Source organism: Shouchella hunanensis (genome assembly GCF_028735875.1).
GTDB classification, from domain to species: domain Bacteria; phylum Bacillota; class Bacilli; order Bacillales; family Bacillaceae_D; genus Shouchella; species Shouchella hunanensis.
Map to the genome: position 1 here is coordinate 3,721,870 of NZ_CP117834.1, position 17,220 is coordinate 3,739,089.

The 17,220-nt window shown below is 40.6% G+C and carries 16 protein-coding genes and 1 riboswitch; all 16 genes read right to left on the bottom strand.

The features are described 5' to 3' along the window. Positions 1 to 11 precede the first annotated feature (11 nt). Entirely contained in the window at positions 12 to 740 is a 729-nt protein-coding gene (locus tag PQ477_RS19075) for a YphF family lipoprotein (RefSeq protein WP_060705338.1), read from the bottom strand. 12 nt (positions 741 to 752) lie between these two features. Further along, the gene (locus tag PQ477_RS19080) at positions 753 to 962 is read right to left on the bottom strand and encodes a DUF2768 domain-containing protein (RefSeq protein ID WP_035398738.1); all 210 of its coding nucleotides are present in this window, start codon (positions 960 to 962) and stop codon (positions 753 to 755) included. 197 nt (positions 963 to 1,159) lie between these two features. Further along, positions 1,160 to 1,426: a stage VI sporulation protein F gene (locus tag PQ477_RS19085; RefSeq protein ID WP_035398737.1), complete on the bottom strand. Its 267-nt coding sequence runs from the start codon at positions 1,424 to 1,426 to the stop codon at positions 1,160 to 1,162. A 73-nt stretch (positions 1,427 to 1,499) separates the two neighbouring features. Then, entirely contained in the window at positions 1,500 to 2,528 is a 1,029-nt protein-coding gene (locus PQ477_RS19090) for an NAD(P)H-dependent glycerol-3-phosphate dehydrogenase (protein WP_274272701.1), read from the bottom strand. Positions 2,529 to 2,540: 12 nt separating this feature from the next. Beyond that, positions 2,541 to 3,158 carry a glycerol-3-phosphate 1-O-acyltransferase PlsY gene (plsY, locus tag PQ477_RS19095; protein WP_035398736.1) on the bottom strand — a complete coding sequence of 206 codons (618 nt, stop codon included), beginning with the start codon at positions 3,156 to 3,158 and terminating at the stop codon, positions 2,541 to 2,543. Between the two features lie 24 nt (positions 3,159 to 3,182). Further along, positions 3,183 to 4,496 carry a ribosome biogenesis GTPase Der gene (gene der / locus PQ477_RS19100; RefSeq protein ID WP_144559078.1) on the bottom strand — a complete coding sequence of 438 codons (1,314 nt, stop codon included), beginning with the start codon at positions 4,494 to 4,496 and terminating at the stop codon, positions 3,183 to 3,185. 64 nt (positions 4,497 to 4,560) lie between these two features. Continuing rightward, positions 4,561 to 5,181 (bottom strand): YphA family membrane protein, encoded by a 621-nt coding sequence (locus tag PQ477_RS19105; RefSeq protein WP_274272702.1) that lies wholly within the window; start codon positions 5,179 to 5,181, stop codon positions 4,561 to 4,563. Between the two features lie 84 nt (positions 5,182 to 5,265). Then, entirely contained in the window at positions 5,266 to 6,396 is a 1,131-nt protein-coding gene (rpsA, locus tag PQ477_RS19110; RefSeq protein ID WP_035398733.1) for a 30S ribosomal protein S1, read from the bottom strand. 45 nt (positions 6,397 to 6,441) lie between these two features. Continuing rightward, positions 6,442 to 7,023, bottom strand: coding sequence for a lysophospholipid acyltransferase family protein (locus PQ477_RS19115; RefSeq protein ID WP_035398732.1), 582 nt, complete (start codon positions 7,021 to 7,023; stop codon positions 6,442 to 6,444). Continuing rightward, positions 7,024 to 7,695 (bottom strand): (d)CMP kinase, encoded by a 672-nt coding sequence (cmk, locus tag PQ477_RS19120; protein ID WP_144559081.1) that lies wholly within the window; start codon positions 7,693 to 7,695, stop codon positions 7,024 to 7,026. Between the two features lie 125 nt (positions 7,696 to 7,820). Beyond that, entirely contained in the window at positions 7,821 to 9,170 is a 1,350-nt protein-coding gene (gene ypeB, locus PQ477_RS19125) for a germination protein YpeB (protein WP_274272703.1), read from the bottom strand. Positions 9,171 to 9,190: 20 nt separating this feature from the next. After that, entirely contained in the window at positions 9,191 to 10,039 is an 849-nt protein-coding gene (sleB, locus tag PQ477_RS19130; RefSeq protein WP_274272704.1) for a spore cortex-lytic enzyme, read from the bottom strand. Positions 10,040 to 10,339: 300 nt separating this feature from the next. After that, positions 10,340 to 13,783 (bottom strand): methionine synthase, encoded by a 3,444-nt coding sequence (metH, locus tag PQ477_RS19135; protein ID WP_274272705.1) that lies wholly within the window; start codon positions 13,781 to 13,783, stop codon positions 10,340 to 10,342. Continuing rightward, complete coding sequence (locus PQ477_RS19140) at positions 13,780 to 15,636, bottom strand: bifunctional homocysteine S-methyltransferase/methylenetetrahydrofolate reductase (RefSeq protein WP_349775492.1); 1,857 nt, start codon at positions 15,634 to 15,636, stop codon at positions 13,780 to 13,782. The genes metH and PQ477_RS19140 overlap by 4 nt, the downstream gene beginning before the upstream one ends. A gap of 5 nt (positions 15,637 to 15,641) precedes the next feature. After that, entirely contained in the window at positions 15,642 to 16,751 is a 1,110-nt protein-coding gene (locus tag PQ477_RS19145) for a methionine biosynthesis PLP-dependent protein (protein WP_274272707.1), read from the bottom strand. 75 nt (positions 16,752 to 16,826) lie between these two features. Further along, positions 16,827 to 16,925: riboswitch (SAM riboswitch) on the bottom strand. A 130-nt stretch (positions 16,926 to 17,055) separates the two neighbouring features. Then, on the bottom strand, positions 17,056 to 17,220 hold the full coding sequence (locus PQ477_RS19150) for a hypothetical protein (RefSeq protein WP_164468425.1): 165 nt from the start codon (positions 17,218 to 17,220) through the stop codon (positions 17,056 to 17,058).

The following is a 17,220-nucleotide window of genomic DNA, read 5'->3' on the forward strand; positions in this document are numbered from 1 at the left end:
CTAGACCTATTTTATTCATTTTCATAGAATTTTGTATCGTATTGTATGCCATTATCTTCTGAATACGTATAGGGAACGGAAAACACAGGAACAAATGGTGCTTCTTCATACAAATAGCTTCGCAAATCTGTTTCCGTAGCAAAGGACCCATCCATCTCTGATTGTAACTCAATTAAATCTACTCGATAGTCGATCATAATGTCGCCACTATTCGTGTAGAGTAATGGCAAACGAGTTTGATTATACGGACTATCAATATAAGGCTCTTCTTTATAACCAAGCGCTTCAAAATCCAATGTAAACAAGTCATAATCAAGAGATTCTTTAATTGGCGCATAGGTATGTTCACGTCGATACTCATTAATACGCTGAGTAAGTGTATTGATTTCATTCATGATGCGAACATCAATGACTTTTACTTCAGGCTCTTCTTCTACGTTCACCAATACATATTGATAGACCCCTCCGTTTTCAAACGATGACCCTGGTGCATCTTGCATATAGGTTGGGATGAGCTGCCTAAAATCAATGACATAGCGCTGATATAAATTCGTGCTTTCATCGAAGGTTTTGATTGGCAATACCCCCGTCTCCTCTTGAAACTGATCAACTGCTGCTTGCACACTCGCCATTTGATCGGCGTAAGGCACTTGATTTTCAACTCGCTGTTCATTAGGCAACATACAACCACTTAATAAAAACATAATCGCAACAGTACTATAAATGGTAAAGCGTTTCATTTTATAACCCCTTTATCTCATGAAGTTTGACGTGGGTCCACCGATGACAATATAGGCAACAATTAAACCAGCCACAACCATACAGATAAATGAAAACGCTAAAACAATTCTCGATAAAATTCCACTTAATTTTGTTCTAGCCAAAAAGGCTGTGCCAGCTGATACAAACATTAAAATAATTCCACCAAATGATATGTACATATTTAGCATTGCTAAGGACATTCTATACACCTCTCTTATCCTTCCATCCCTTCAAGTATAGCATATCAAATTCCGTCACAACAGTTAAAAAGCTAGACAGGAGTGGGGCTCTCCTCTCTAGCTTGACTAAATCCTTTTTTCTTGCCCTTATAATAGTAGGTGTTCTATTGCAGTATATGCAGGCTTCGAATTTTTGTTTGGATGTTTGACTATTTTCTCTACTTTTTGTTGTTAAACATTTTTGTCAAAGACGACAAATCCGTTGGCATGTTATTGTTTAAAATCGCAGAAACAATCTGATCTTCTTTTTCTTTTGAGACAGGTTTATTTGCCATTGCAGCAACACGACTAATTAAATCACGCAACGTTGCCTCATCTTTTAAGTTTGATTGACTAACAGAATTTGCTAGTTTTAAAAGCTCATCCGGGCGAACCTTTGTGTTTTTCTGAACTTGATCAAAAAACGAATCATTTTTCTTAAACATCCAATCCCTCCTCATGCTTACGTTCCTTTCATCGTATGCATGGGGTAGAAAAAATGTGCGAACGTGGAAACCGTTAATCGAGATGGTACAATTCCTCTACTTCATTTCGCTTCACACGCCCCATTAAATCTTCAGCCGCTTTAATCGGATCTACACCATTAAACAGCACAGCGTAAAGTGCCTCTGTTAAAGGCATATTAATGTTTTCTTTTTTGGCGAGCTCATAAGCCGCTTGCGTCGTCCGTATACCTTCGACGACCATTCCCATTTCCTCTAGCACTTCTTCCATCGACTTCCCTTTTCCTAACATATGTCCGGCACGCCAGTTTCGAGAATGCACGCTCGTACACGTAACAATTAAATCGCCTAATCCTGTTAAACCGGAAAATGTAAGAGGCTGCGCGCCCATATGAACACCAAGACGAGAAATTTCGGTTAATCCTCTAGTCATAATTGCCGCTTTTGTATTATCTCCGTAACCAAGGCCGTTTGTCACGCCACAGACTAAGGCGATAATGTTTTTTAAAGCGCCACCAATTTCGACGCCAATTAAATCTGGATTTGTATACACCCTAAACTGCTGGTTCATAAACAGCTCTTGTGCGTACGCTGCAGCGGATTCCTGACGTGATGCAACCGTTACAGTAGTAGGTTGACGAAGAGCTACTTCTTCTGCATGGCTTGGACCTGATAAAACCGTTATAGACGCCACATAAGGTGATCCTGCTGCTGCATCTTCAATAACTTCTGACACTCGTTTATATGTATTTGGTTCAATTCCTTTGCTTGCATGAATAATAGGAACTGGTTGATCAAGAACGCCTACAAGCGCTTGAACCGTTTGACGCATCGCTTTCGACGGAACGACGAGAATGATGGCGTCTACCCCCTTCACCGCATCTTCCATCGCTAGATAAGCCGTTAACGTCTCAGGTAACTGTACATGTCCTAAATATTTTTCATTCGTATGGAAGCGATTTATTTCGTCTACTTGGCTTTGTCTTCTTGCAACTAATCGAACATCGTGGCCGTTATCGGCAAGAACAACAGCTAGGGCAGTGCCCCAGCTCCCTGCACCAATTACTGCTAGTTTTTGCTTCATTTTTATCTACTCCTATGCATGCTTTCTGCCAATTTTATTTTCTGTCCCTGATAAAAGTCGGCTAACATTCGTTCGATGTCGCCACAGCGACATGATCGCCAACACAACGGTAAACAAAATGTATTCAAATGGATATGAAAAGCCTGGTATAAGCATTAATAATACAAGTGCTACAGGTGTTAATACAGCGAATAATAAAGAGCCAAGCGATACATATCTTGTTATAAAAATACTCGCAATTGCCACAACCCCTGCAAGTAAAGCCGGAAGGAATACAAGACTAACGAGTACACCGATGGATGTTGCGACTCCCTTGCCTCCTCTAAAACCGAAATAAATAGGCCAGTTGTGTCCAAGAATCGCAGCCAATCCTGTTAGCACATGTACAAACGCAGCATCTGTGACAAGCATAGCCAGTACAACTGGCAATATCCCCTTTAACACATCAAGCAACAGCACTGAAATGGCAGGTCCTACCCCTAAAACCCGCAATGTGTTCGTTGCTCCTGCATTTCCACTTCCTTCTTTGCGAATATCAATTTTTTTGATTTTCTTCGCAATGAGGTAACTAAAGCTTACTGAACCGAGTAAATAACTTAACAACACAAAAAAAATGGTTGTGATAATCATGTGTTTCCCCCTTTACACACACCATTAATCATTTTTCTTACGAGAAATAATATGAATCGGAGTTCCTTCGAAATTAAACGTAGCGCGCAAGCGATTTTCTAGAAAGCGACGATACGAAAAATGCATAAGTTCCGGTTCATTCACAAAAAAGACAAATGTCGGTGGTTGAACAGCTACTTGCGTCACGTAATTAATCTTTAATCGTTTTCCTTTATCTGTTGGCGTTGGGTTCATTGCTACTGCATCCATAATCATGTCATTCAATACATGCGTTGAGACGCGTAAATGGTGATTTTCTGACACTTTCTTCACTTCTGGTAATAATAAATGAAGGCGTTGCTTTGTTTTTGCAGACAGAAAGACAATTGGTGCATAGGAAAGAAACTGAAATTCCTGACGAATGTCTTCAACGAAATGTTGCATCGTTTTGTGGTCTTTCTCTAAAGCATCCCATTTATTCACAACGATAACGATCGCGCGACCGGCTTCATGTGCGTAACCTGCAATTTTTTTATCTTGTTCAATAATGCCCTCTTCTCCGTTAATAACAACTAAAATCACATCAGAACGATCAATTGCCTTTAACGAGCGTAGGACACTATACTTTTCTGTTGCCTCATACACTTTTCCTCTTTTTCTCATTCCGGCAGTATCAATCACTACATACTCCTGGTCGTCTTTTGTAAACGATGTATCAATAGCGTCCCGTGTTGTCCCAGGAATCTGACTAACAATGACTCGTTCTTCACCGAGTAGAGCATTCACAAGGGAGGACTTCCCTACGTTCGGACGACCTATTAACGCCATCTTAATCGCTTCTTCTCCGTACGCGACTTCTAAGTCTGTTGGGAAATGATCTACAACCGCATCGAGTAAATCACCTAAGCCTAATCCGTGTGCGCCGGAAATTGGAAACGGTTCCCCGATACCTAAACCATAAAACTCATAAAGCTGATCGCGCATTTCAGGGTTATCTACTTTATTTACCCCTAAAACAACTGGTTTTTTTGAGCGAAATAACATATTCACCACTTCTTGATCAGCCGCTGTAATTCCTTCTTTTGCGCTCACTAAGAAAATAATGACATGCGCTTCATCAATAGCAATCTCCGCCTGTTGGCGCATTTGCGCAAGCAACGGCTCGTCTCCAAGTTCAATTCCACCTGTATCAATTATATTAAACTCATGATTTAACCATTCCGCTTTATTATAAAGTCGATCTCTCGTTACGCCTGGCATATCCTCCACAATCGCAACGCGTTCCCCGACAATTCGGTTAAAGATCGTAGACTTTCCTACGTTTGGTCTTCCAACGATTGCAACGACTGGTTTTGTCACAATCTCACACCCTTCCTACTTCGTGCTTCTATAAATTTTGTCTAACTCAATTAGTTTACTAAACTCATGCATGCTTGTCTATCCTATTTCCAATGGATGATGGCGGAATATGACGTGTAACTGTCCGTTTTTCAAGCTGCTGAATGACCACTGTAATCCACGTAATGCTTATACTGACAATAAAAGAAAGGGCAACGAGGTCCCAAAAAACGAGTGAACCGATTGAAACTGGCATGCCTTGAGACTGTTGGATTTGTACAAAAACCTCTCCATGCATCATACCGATTACGAGGATAATGGATCTTTTGTATCCTCGCAAAAGAAGAAGCGCCATACAGACTGATGGAACAAGTTGAACCACATAAGAACCAAATAATAGAACAACTGGATCCATCCGAATAAATACTTGTACACCAAAGTAAACCGCCGCAATAACAATAGAGACAACTACTGGATAGATCAGCTGTTTCACTGATCGTTGACCGATAGCCGCATAGCAACAAACGAGTAAAAACAGAAAGCCAACGCTAAAAGAATAGTGCGCATACGTCAACGTTAATGGTGCTAATAGCAAAAGTGCCAAAACAATCACGCAACTAATGGCGCGAAAGATGGTTTTCGGCATAAAAAACGTGATTAGTCCAAACACAATCCATCCGAGCCAATAAAAATAAAATCCGTCCATTATGAATCACCTCTATGATGATTATGGACGGATTTTTACTAGATTAGACATGCACATCTATGCTTCGTTCAGCACAACTTGCATTTACGGACGATATTTTTTTAATTGATCGCCAATCATATCAGCTAAAGAGAACCCAGACGACTCTTCTTGATGCTGCTTTTCATAGGCTCTCGTTTCGTTTCGAACTTCTTCTTCCTGCGCTTCTCGAATGCTTAGTGAAATCCGCTTGTCCGCTTCATTGATTTCAAGAATTTTCACATCAACCGTCTGTCCGACTTCAAGTACCTCAGACGGGTTCCCAATGTGACGGGTTGAAATTTGTGAAATATGAACAAGCCCTTCCACTCCAGGCAGTACCTCGACAAAGGCTCCAAAATTAGCAAGACGCTTCACTGTTCCGGACACGATGTCATTCACATTTAATGTTGTACTTACATTCGCCCATGGTCCAGGAAGTGTGTCTTTAATAGATAGCGAGATTCGTTCGTTATCGAGATCAACAGAAAGCACTTTAACCGTTACGGTTTCCCCTTCACTTAAAACGTCTTGAGGACTCTCGACTCGTTCGTGGGCAAGTTGTGAAATATGAACTAACCCATCAACACCACCAATGTCGACAAATGCACCAAATGTCGCTAAACGTTGGACCGTTCCCGTTACAGTGGAACCTACTTCAATGGATTGTAGCGTATCTTTCTTCTTCCGCTCTACTTCACCTTCTTGCACTGCACGTTGCGAAAGGATGAGTTTATTGTGCTCTTTATCTAACTCAATAATTTTCAATTGAAGCTTTTGACCAATATATGTGGAAAAATCCTCTACATAATGACGTTCAACGTGAGAAGCGGGAACAAAGCCACGGACTCCAACGTCGACAACGAGTCCACCCTTTACAACCTCCGCAACAGCAGCTTCAATTTGTTCATCTTTTTGTTGAAGATCTTCTAATTGCTGCCAAGCTTTTTCAGCTTGCACAGCTTTTTTAGACAAAACCAATTCATCATCTTCTACTTTTGTTACTTGAAGTTCTAACTCATCGTTTACAGCAACAACATCGCCTGCTTTTTCAATATGCAGCGCCGCCAATTCACTAATTGGTACAATCCCGTCCACTTTAAAACCAACGTCCACAAAAACTTGTTTATCTTCAACTTTTGTTACTGTTCCTTTTACAAGGTCTCCTACTGAAAACACATTCATTTCTTCAGCCATTGTCAATTCCTCCTCATAATTTTTATTGTACCAGCGCTCGATCGATTACTGGTGTTTGTCTTTTAAACGCTGGATTTCTGTCATAATGGTGTCTGTTATTTCTTGTGCAGATACGCGCTGTTGGCGATACGCTTCCATATCAATTGGTTCACCGTATGCTAAAATGACACGTTTCCGAAATTGGTAAGGACCAATGATGACGCAGGGAATAACATACGCATCGCTTTTTCCTGCAAAAAAACCAGCACCTGCTAATCCATTCCCGATTTCACCTGTTTTTGAACGTGTTCCTTCTGGAAATAATCCAACCATGTCGCCTTCTTTTAAAATCCGCAAAGCCGTTCGCAACGATTCCCGATCACTTCCACCACGTTTAACAGGAAACGCTCCTAAGCCTTTTAGTAATTTCCCAATTCCTTTTTTATCAAACAGTTCTTTCTTCGCCATATAGCGCACTTGTCGATGGATAAACGCACCTAATAGAGGCGGATCAAAATTACTAATGTGATTCGAACATAGAAGGACACCACCTTCTGACGGAATATGTTCTTTCCCTCTAATTTCCACTTTAAATAGTAAGCGCAAAACGAAACGACAAACTGCTTGTCCAAAACGATACAGTTTCATTTAAACAGAATGCTCCTTTACAAGATCAAGAATGGCGTCCGTTACTTGATTAATATCCATACGTGTTGTATCAAGGACTTCTGCATCATCTGCTTGTTTGAGCGGTGCAAATGCGCGGTTCGAGTCTAACGCATCTCTTTTTTCAATATCGCGCTTAATGGCTTCTAAATCAGATGTAAGGCCTTTGTTTAATTGTTCGGTATGACGGCGTTTCGCACGTTCCTCAACGGATGCCGTAAGAAAAATCTTTACGTCAGCGTCAGGAAGAACGTGGGTACCGATATCCCGTCCGTCAAGCACAGCGTTTTTTTCACTAGCTAGTTTTTGTTGCTTTTCCATCATATATAAACGTATTTGCTTATAACTAGAAACAAGCGATACGGTTTGATTTACTTGGTTTGATCGTATGTCTTCGGTAATATCTTCTCCATCCCAATATACGGTGGTGCCAGTAGATGACGGAGCAAGCTCTAGGTTACCGTTTCTCAATAATTGAATTAAGGCTTCTTCATCGTTTACATCGATTTGTCGTGCTAATGCTGCTTGTGTTAATGCTCTATACATAGCACCTGTATCAATATAAAGAAATCCTAATTTCTCAGCTACCTGCTTTGCTACCGTACTTTTTCCTGCACCTGCAGGACCATCAATCGCCACATTAAAACTCGTCATGAATCGTTCACACACTTTCTTTTAAAACTTGTTTTTTATCTGCCCCTATTATCTCATACTTTTAAAAGATGGCAAGCATCCTGTAAAGAAAAGAACCCCCGTATCATACCGAGAGTTCGATCCTCTTATTCGTTGCTGTAATCAGGTTCTGTATCTTTCATTCGCTCTACTTTTTCTTCATCACCTGTTTGCGCATTAATAAAAATGCGGTACGTATCGTTGTTTTTTGTTCCATAAAATTCATAGACAAGTACGTCTTCATTTAAGTCTGTTTCGATTACTGCTAGATGATCTTCCATTATCTCAATTCGCGGATTAATCATCCCTTGAGCATCAGCCTTTGTAATAGCTGGTGTTGGTAAATTTCTTGAATCTTGATGGTGAATAATATGACCTCGGCCGACATAGGACACGATGTCACCATCATCTAGAGCGACTTCAAGGGTAATGGAATCTGGGTAAATACGCACGCCATTATCTTCATAAGCAAATTCAAGTACCGCACGATTGTTGTACTGAGTACTTTCTACAAGCACCATGTTTTCTTTATTTGCTCGTTCTAAAAATGCCTCTGCTTTTTGGACAGCTTCATTTAAACCAATGGTTTGCTTATCAATCTTGCGGCTCTGCATAAACCAAATGGGCTCGCCACCCTCAACGCTCATGTCCATATTGTAATTCGCTTTATTTTCTGGATCATCAATCACAAGAGAATAAGCAGGGTAATCAAGAGCGTCACTTGCATCATCGACTCTGACCGTTGCTTTCTTCCCTAACTGGAGTAGCTCAAGAGCAGATTGCTTTGCTTCTTCTTTTGTTACCTCTTCACGTCCTTCTAGTGCATCCTTTAATTCGCCATTTAAATTACGAATCGCCGAGTCCGTTGCGCCCCACTCTACTTCACTAAAACCTTGTACTGATTTATTCATTCGTTCAAAATGATCCGCAAATGAATGTTGAGCTGAGTCTCCATCTTCCCTTTCTCTTTCAGCCAACCAGTGCATATCTGTATTCATCATCATCGCTTGCGTTTCCCGCATAGATTGACGAATGGAAGCAGATTGTTCATAAAGTTGCTCTAGTGTTTTATACTCATCATCGGTCAGAGGCTCTTGATTCAAATCTCTTACAGATGTTCGATAAGAAAAATCGGCAATTTTGTATAAATATTTTTCAGTATCTTCCATGTTCAACCCTTGTACAGGAAGCTCTGCTAAACTTTTTTCAGCTAGGCTTGTTACCCGCCATACATCCGCTAAAGCTGGAGACAACTGTCTTTGGCTATTCATCGCCATAGTCTTTCCTAATTCGTCTTCAATTTGGTCAATGTGAAAGCTTAAATCATGATACGCACGTTGATACATATTCTCTGCTGCTTGCGCTAAATGCTCTTTGTCGTTTTTTTGTTGGTAGCCCCATACACCTGTTCCGACTACCGCAACGGCAAGAGCTCCAATCATTAGATTTCGAATCACTTAATCCACCTCCTAAAAAATTAGTAACAAAAGATATGTTTGCCAATGCGTTTGATTTGTGGTCTCGTCCAAATCCACCCCGATGTAGCTGTGTCGGGATTAAAATAGTACAGAGCATTATTAGACGGATCTTGACCATTTAAAGCATCAAGAACAGCGTTTCGCGAGGACTCATCTGCACCTAAATTAATTTGACCATCTGCAACGGCGGTAAACGCACGCTCTTCATAAATGACTCCAGCAACCGTATCCGGGAAAGTTGGTGAATTTAAACGGTTGACAATTACTGCAGCAACAGCAACTTGCCCCTCGTACGGTTCTCCGCGAGCTTCACCATAAACAGCTTGAGCCATTAATTGAATGTCATTACTTGAATAGCCAGATGGAACATTCTGTGCTTTTTCAATAATCGGTTCACCATCATCACTACCTGCTTGCTCACTCGAGCCATTACCTGAAGCTCCATTATTTGATTGATTTCCTTTTTGTTTGTCTAACGAGGTGCCACCATAGTGTGTAACCGAACGCCCTTCATTCAGTGCATTTGTCACAAACTGTTTATCAAAATTTGTTGTCTCTACTAGCTTCGCTTTCATATTTTCGCCTACTAAACCATCAATGTCGATTCCATACTCGTATTGATAATTGCGAACAGCCCAGTATGTACCCCATCCGAACACACCATCAATGTTCCCATTGTAATACCCTACATATTGAAGTCTGGATTGTAATTCAACGACATCATCTCCCGTTGCGCCTTTTTGGATTACCTGTTCTGAGAACGCATCTGCATCTGACCCCGATGTTAGGAACGAAAGTAGTCCAACAACAATGATAAGACTGGATTTTAAAACTGTATTCTTACGCATATGCTAGGTTCATCCTCCTTTGTTATGTGCATTGATTTCTTCTAGCTATCGCTAGTCTTTGTTATTCTTTTTATTTTATACAGCAGAAATTTCTATCTATGGAGGACTAAATACAATGAACAGGTGGAGAGAATTATTCCTATATAAATGTCTTTAGGTCGATCAAAAATGTGTACAATAGTGGCGTGATGGAATGAAGTGGCGTCTCCCTTTCCTTTCACACAACAAAAAGTAGTACACACTAGTTGGCTAGTATGTACTACTTCCTCAAAATCGATCTACCATTATATCCTTTTACGATTACAACACGTTAAAATAACGCCCTTCTGGGTGAGAGAAAACGAGTGCCGTCACGCTAGCTTCCGGCTCCATCATGAATTCTTCGGTTAGTTCAATACCTATTTTCTCTGGTTTTAATAGATCAAATAGCTTTTGTTGATCTTCTAAATTTGGACACGCTGGGTAGCCAAAGGAAACACGGATTCCTTGATATTTAGCAGAAAAGCGGTCTGACATCGACATTTCTGGTGCATCAGGGAATCCCCAGCGATCCCGCATCTGCTCGTGAATTCGTTCGGCTAATCCTTCTGCAGTCTCTAATGCAGCAGCCTGCACAAGATGACTCTTCAAAAATTCTCCTCTTGCCTTTGCTGCTTCTCCTAACGCTCTCACACCTTTACCAGCGGTTACTGCTAGAAAACCGACATAATCCATTTCTCCACCAACTGGTCGAACAAAATCAGCTAAACATAAGTACGGCTTCACCTGCTGTCTCGGAAACGTAAACCGCTCTAGCTCTGTTTTTAAATTTGTCGGGTCATAAATAATCAAATCATTTCCATCAGATTGAGCAGGAAAGAATTGATACATAGCGTTTGCCTGCAACGTTTTTAATTGATTCGCATCTGAAAATAAAGTGTCCACTTTTTCTTTTAGTTCAACTGTTTTTTCATGTCCTTCTGCCAGCAATCGATCCACTTTTCCTTGAACGCCTAAATGTCTCCCAAGGAGCATTTGCATATTAACATACGGAAATATATGCTCAATGTTATATTGTTTTATAATATGGGGCTCTAAATCTGCTGGTTTCATTATTGAGTGCAAATGTTTAACCGTTGAACGATTCGACTCCGTTGATTGAACAACTTCTTTTTTTATCCGCTTTGCTAAATGATCCTTTTTTAACTGTCGTTGTTCATTTAATTCTAACGCCAATCGTTCACGCTTTTCATCTGTCGTAATCCGATTAGCCAGTTCTAACCCATTCATTGCATCTTTAGCATAAATCACAAGCCCTTCATATTCTGGGGCAATGCGCGTGTCCACAAACTTTCTCGTTAAAGCAGCACCGCCTACTAGTACAGGAATGGAAATATCTTGTGACTTTAAATCTTGGGCAGTTAACACCATTTGCTGAGCAGATTTAACTAGTAGCCCTGATAAACCAATGGCAGTCGGCTTCTCTTTTTTTATCGCATCAATTAATTCATTTGACGTTACTTTAATGCCTAAATTAACAATTTCAAACCCATTGTTGCTTAAAATAATATCGACTAGATTTTTGCCGATATCATGTACGTCTCCTTTCACTGTTGCTAATAAGATTTTACCTTTCCGAGATTCATTTTCGCTCTTTTCCATATGTGGTTCAAGAAATGAAACTGCAGCTTTCATCACTTCCGCGCTTTGCAATACTTCAGCAACAATAAGTTCATTATTATTAAACAATCTGCCCACTTCGTCCATCCCATTCATTAAAGGACCATTTATAATGTCTAAAGGCTCTGAATAGCTTTGCAGAGCGAGTGTCAAATCTTGCTCTAAACGTTGTTTCGTTCCCTCTACTACATATATGGCTAACCGTTCTTCTAAATTTAGCCCTTCGTACTCAGTTGTTTTTTTTGCACTTTTACCGCGGTAATGAGCTGTAAATTCCGCAAGCGTTGCGTCATCAGTTGCAAAAAGCAGCTGTTCTGCTAATGTTTTTTCATGCTCAGAAATACTAGCAAATCGTTCTAATTTTTCCGTATTGACAATGGCATAGTCAAGCCCTGCTTGAGTACAGTGATAGAGATACACTGAATTTAACACTTCGCGTCCTACAGGAGGCAAGCCGAACGATACATTACTAACTCCTAAGATGGTTAAGCAATGAGGTAAATGCTCTTTAATGAGTTTTATTCCTTCGACTGTTGCTTTTGCTGATCCAATATACTGTTCATCACCTGTTCCGACTGGGAAAACAAGAGGGTCAAAAATAATGTCATGAGCTGGGATACCATGTTTTTCTGTTAAAAGCTTAAATGAGCGTATGGCAATTTCTAGTTTTCGCTCAGCTGAAACCGCCATACCCGCCTCATCAATGGTGCCGACAACAAGTGCTGCGCCATATTGTTTGACGAGTGGTAAAATGGCTTCAAACCGCTCTTCGCCATCTTCTAAATTGATGGAATTAATAATGGCCTTTCCTTGTGAGTAAGTAAGTGCTTCTCGAATAACGGCTTCATCGGTAGAATCAATCATTAATGGCACTTTCACCTTATTTGTAACGAATGATAGAAAAGCAGCCATATCTGTCGCTTCGTCACGATCTGGGTCAGCTAAACAAATATCAATAACATGGGCACCTTTTTTTACTTGCGCTCGAGCAATTTCCGATGCTTCTTCGTATTTTCCTTCCTCAATAAGCCGCTTAAATTTACGTGATCCAATGACATTGGTTCGTTCGCCGACGAATAGCGGACGCAAAGAATCTTCATAAAAAAGCGCCTCTAAGCCTGAGACTGCATGCTGTTCCCGTGTCGTATCTTCTCTTGATTCATAGTGATTGACCATGTCTTTAAGTGCTCGAACATGTGCAGGTGTAGTCCCACAGCAACCACCGACGACATTTAACCAGCCTTTTTGTACAAAGCCTTCTAATTTCTTTGCTAACGACTGAGGGGTTTCATGATAATGTCCTTCTTCATCAGGTAAACCAGCATTCGGATAACAGCTTACATAACTCTCTGCCATTTCAGATAACGAACGGATATGGTCACGCATGAATTCTGGGCCTGTTGCACAGTTCAAGCCTACAACCAATGGCTTTAAGTGCTCTATTGAAAGGTAAAACGCCTCAACCGTTTGTCCTGCTAACGTTGTCCCCATCGGTTCAATCGTACCAGAAATCATTAGTGGCAGCTTTGTTTCTGTTTGAACAAATGCTTTTTCAATACCAATTGATGCTGCCTTTACATTGCGCATATCTTGGCTTGTTTCTAACAGCAAAAGATCGGCTCCACCATCAATTAAGCCTCTTGCTTGCTCTTCATAAGTAGCAATAAGTTCTTGGAAGGTTGTTCCACCTGTAACAGAAAGAGACTTTGTTGTCGGCCCCATTGCCCCAGCCACAAAACGAGGCTCATCAACTGTAGACCATTTACCCGCCTCTGCTTTAGCCAGTTCTGCTGCTTTACGACTAATCTCATAAGCAAGATGCCCAAGTTCATAATCATCTAGAACGATACTTGATGATCCAAATGTGTTGGTACTAATGATGTCTGCTCCAGCTTCTAAATAAGCCCGGTGAATCCTTGTAATCACATCTGGTGAAGTGAGATTTAAATACTCATTGCAGCCATCGTAATCTGCACCACCAAAATCATCTTCATGTAAATCCGCATCTTGAATCATTGTTCCCATTGCACCGTCAAGCACAACAATTCTCTTCTTTAGTTGTTCGATCAATCCAGTCTGTCTCATTGTAACTTCCTTTCTTTAGACAACGGAGCTGTTGTGTGTGCGCGTAAGTAACGAGTTAATTCCACTGTTAATTGGTAGCGTAAAAACGGTGTAATTAAATACAGTCCATTAAAATAAGTGGCTGCTGCATCTGCTAATGATTTTGCCATAGCAAGCCCTTCTTGTTCTGCTTTTACTTTATCTTCACCTGCTCGTGCCATACGTGCTCTTGTATCAGCTGATAATGATATACCAGGTACTTCATTATGCAAAAACTCTGCGTTTCGACTACTTGTTAACGGCATAATGCCGACAAATATTGGTACAGATAAGTGTTTGGTTGCCTCGTAAATTTCTTCAAACTGTCCTTCATCAAAAATCGGCTGAGTGAGAAAATAATTTGCACCCGCTTCGATCTTTTTCTCCAAGCGACGGACAGCCTTATCGAGATGCTTCACATTTGGATTAAATGCTGCTGCTGTAGTGAAATTTGTAGCTTTCCCTAACGACTTACCAGAAAACGAAATGCCTTCATTCATTTGTTTAATAAGTGGTAAAAGTTTCGTTGATGATACATCATAAACCGAAGTGGCCCCCGGAAAATCACCAATTTTACTCGGGTCACCTGTAATCACTAAAAGATCATTCAATTCAGCTAAATCAAGCCCCATTAAATGCGATTGTAAACCAATTAAATTGCGGTCACGACAAGTTAAATGAACAAGACTTCGAATGCCTTCTTCTTTCAATAACATAGCTAACGTTTGATTATCAATGCGCGGACTTGCTAGTGAATTGTCTGCAAGGGTTAATGCATCTGCTCCTGCATCTCGAATTGCTTTTGCCCCTTCAATAAATGGATCTATATGCAATTTCTTAGGAGGATCTAATTCAACGATGATCGTCTGCTTTTCTTCTACCAAATCTTTAATAGATGGACGCTGTTCATGGAAACGTTCAATCGTTTCTGTTTTTAATGGCTGTAACCGAATGTTTCGTTTTACTGGTGTCCGACCACTTGCCGCTTCTTTAATTGCTTTTATATGGGCGGGTGTTGTTCCGCAACAACCTCCAATGAGATGGACGCCTTCGTTAATAAACCGTTCCGACATTGATGTAAAATATTCTGTATTCGACGCATACACAAACCGACCATCTCGGTAACCTGGCAAACTTGCATTTGGGTAGCAAGCTAGTGGGATGTCATAGGGAAGCTCAAGCTCTTCGATCGATCGTAACATGTGGTAGGGACCCATTCGACAATTTAACCCTGTAACATCAGCTCCAGCCTCATACAGTTCCGTTAGCGCATCGCTTAATCGAATGCCTCCTTTTAAGACACCAATATCACCAAGGGACACGTTTGCAATGATAGGTAGATTTGTTCGCTTTCTTGCTTCAATAACAAGTTGTTTAATTTCCATGAAATCATAGAATGTTTCGAACAAGAGGCCGTCTACCCCTTCTTGTACTAATAAGTCAACTTGCTCCACTAACGCTTGCATACTCTCTTTATGATCAAGCTGTTCCGATTGAAATCCTTGAATACCACCAACGGTTCCCACTACGAATACATGCTTCTTCCCACTATTTTGAACCGCTTTACGAGCGAGGCGCACAGATGCCTGATTAATGACTCCCACGCTTTCTTGAAGACCATAACGTTTAAGCTTTTGCACATTAGCAGCATAGGAATTGGTTTGAATAATAGTTGCACCCGCTTCTATATACGCTTGATGAATCGTATAAATCTCTTCTGGTTTAGAAACGTTCAGCTCCTCAAAACATAAATCATAGCCAGCCTCATACAAGACAGTCCCCATCGCTCCATCCGCTACTGTTACGGATGACGTTAATTGTTTTTTTAAATCCAATCGACTCATCCCTTCCTATTTTTCGCTGACTCAAAAGCTTGTTGTAAATCACTTATTAAATCTTCACAATGTTCTATGCCGACAGAGAAACGTAGTAATGTATTGTCAACACCTTTAGCAATTCGAACCTCTTCTGGAATATCCGCATGGGTTTGCGTTGCCGGATAGGTCATTAAACTTTCAACGCCACCAAGACTTTCCGCAAATGAAATAAGCTTTAATGATTGTAAAATGGGATTAATTAGAGCTTCATCTGTCACCCTAAATGAGACCATTCCGCCTTTTCCAGGGTAGAGAACCTCTTTAACAATGGATTCTTCCTTTAGCAACTCTACTAATCGTTTCGCATTTTCTTCATGCTGTTTCATTCGTAACGCTAAAGTCTTCATGCCTCGCATTAAGAGCCAGGAGTCAAATGCACCAAGGATAAATCCAGCACCATTGTGAAAATAAGCGAGCTGCTCGCTTATTTCTGTGCCTTTGGCAACTACAAGTCCTGCCACTACATCATTGTGACCTCCTAGATATTTGGTCGCTGAATGAACGACGATGTCTGCTCCTTCTTCTAACGGCTTCAACAAGAGAGGCGTCAAAAATGTATTATCAACAATTAAAAGCAGGTTATGAGTTCTACAAAATGCTGATAAATCTGCGATTGAAGCCTCTTTCATAAGTGGGTTTGTCGGTGTTTCTACAAAAAGTGCTTTCGTATTAGCTGTCCGTAACGCTTTAACCGTCTCTAAATTAGACATGTCAACATAATCAAACGTTAGCCCCCATTTTTTCCAACCACCTTCAAAAAGTCGATATGTACCACCGTATAAATCATCTGAACATAGAATATGGTCCCCTTGTTCAAAGAGTGAGAAAACAAGCTGAATGGCAGACATTCCTGAACTTGTTGCAAATCCTCTCTCTCCATGCTCAAGACAGGCAATCGCTTGCTCTAAAACTTCCCGAGTCGGGTTCCCTGTCCTCGCATAATCATAGCCAGTTGATTCTTGTATGCCTGTATGTCGATAAGCAGTTGAGAAATAAACCGGTGTATTAACTGCCCCTGTTTCATCTTTTCGGCGGTTACCAATTTGCGCTAGTATTGATTGATCATGTGTCATGTAGTCATCCCCTTTTCTCTCATAAAACAATAAAAACCTTTCTTCAAGATATAAGAAGAAAGGTTCCTGACATTTCTCTTATCTTGCAGAATACTGCTGGATTTAGCACCTTGCCTATAAGGCTGGTTGCTGAGACTTCACAGGGCCATATCCCTCCGTCTCTCTTGATAAGATCTATTGAGTTTTTTTGTATTGTCACAACTTTAACGCAAAATATACGATTCTGCAAGTCATTCATTTTATTTTTCGTCATTCTATTGAATATAAAAAACGTACGCCTGCAAAGGACGTACGTTTTTTACCGTTATTCAGGAGACGCTTCAATAATTAATTGATCTTCGTTCCCACAGACACATTGCTTAAATCCTGTTTCATAGTCTCCGTTTTCATTGCGTTTTCCACGTAAAATATATTTTTCTCCACATAAAGGGCAACGAATGACAATTCGATAGCGATTCGCTGTTGTCAC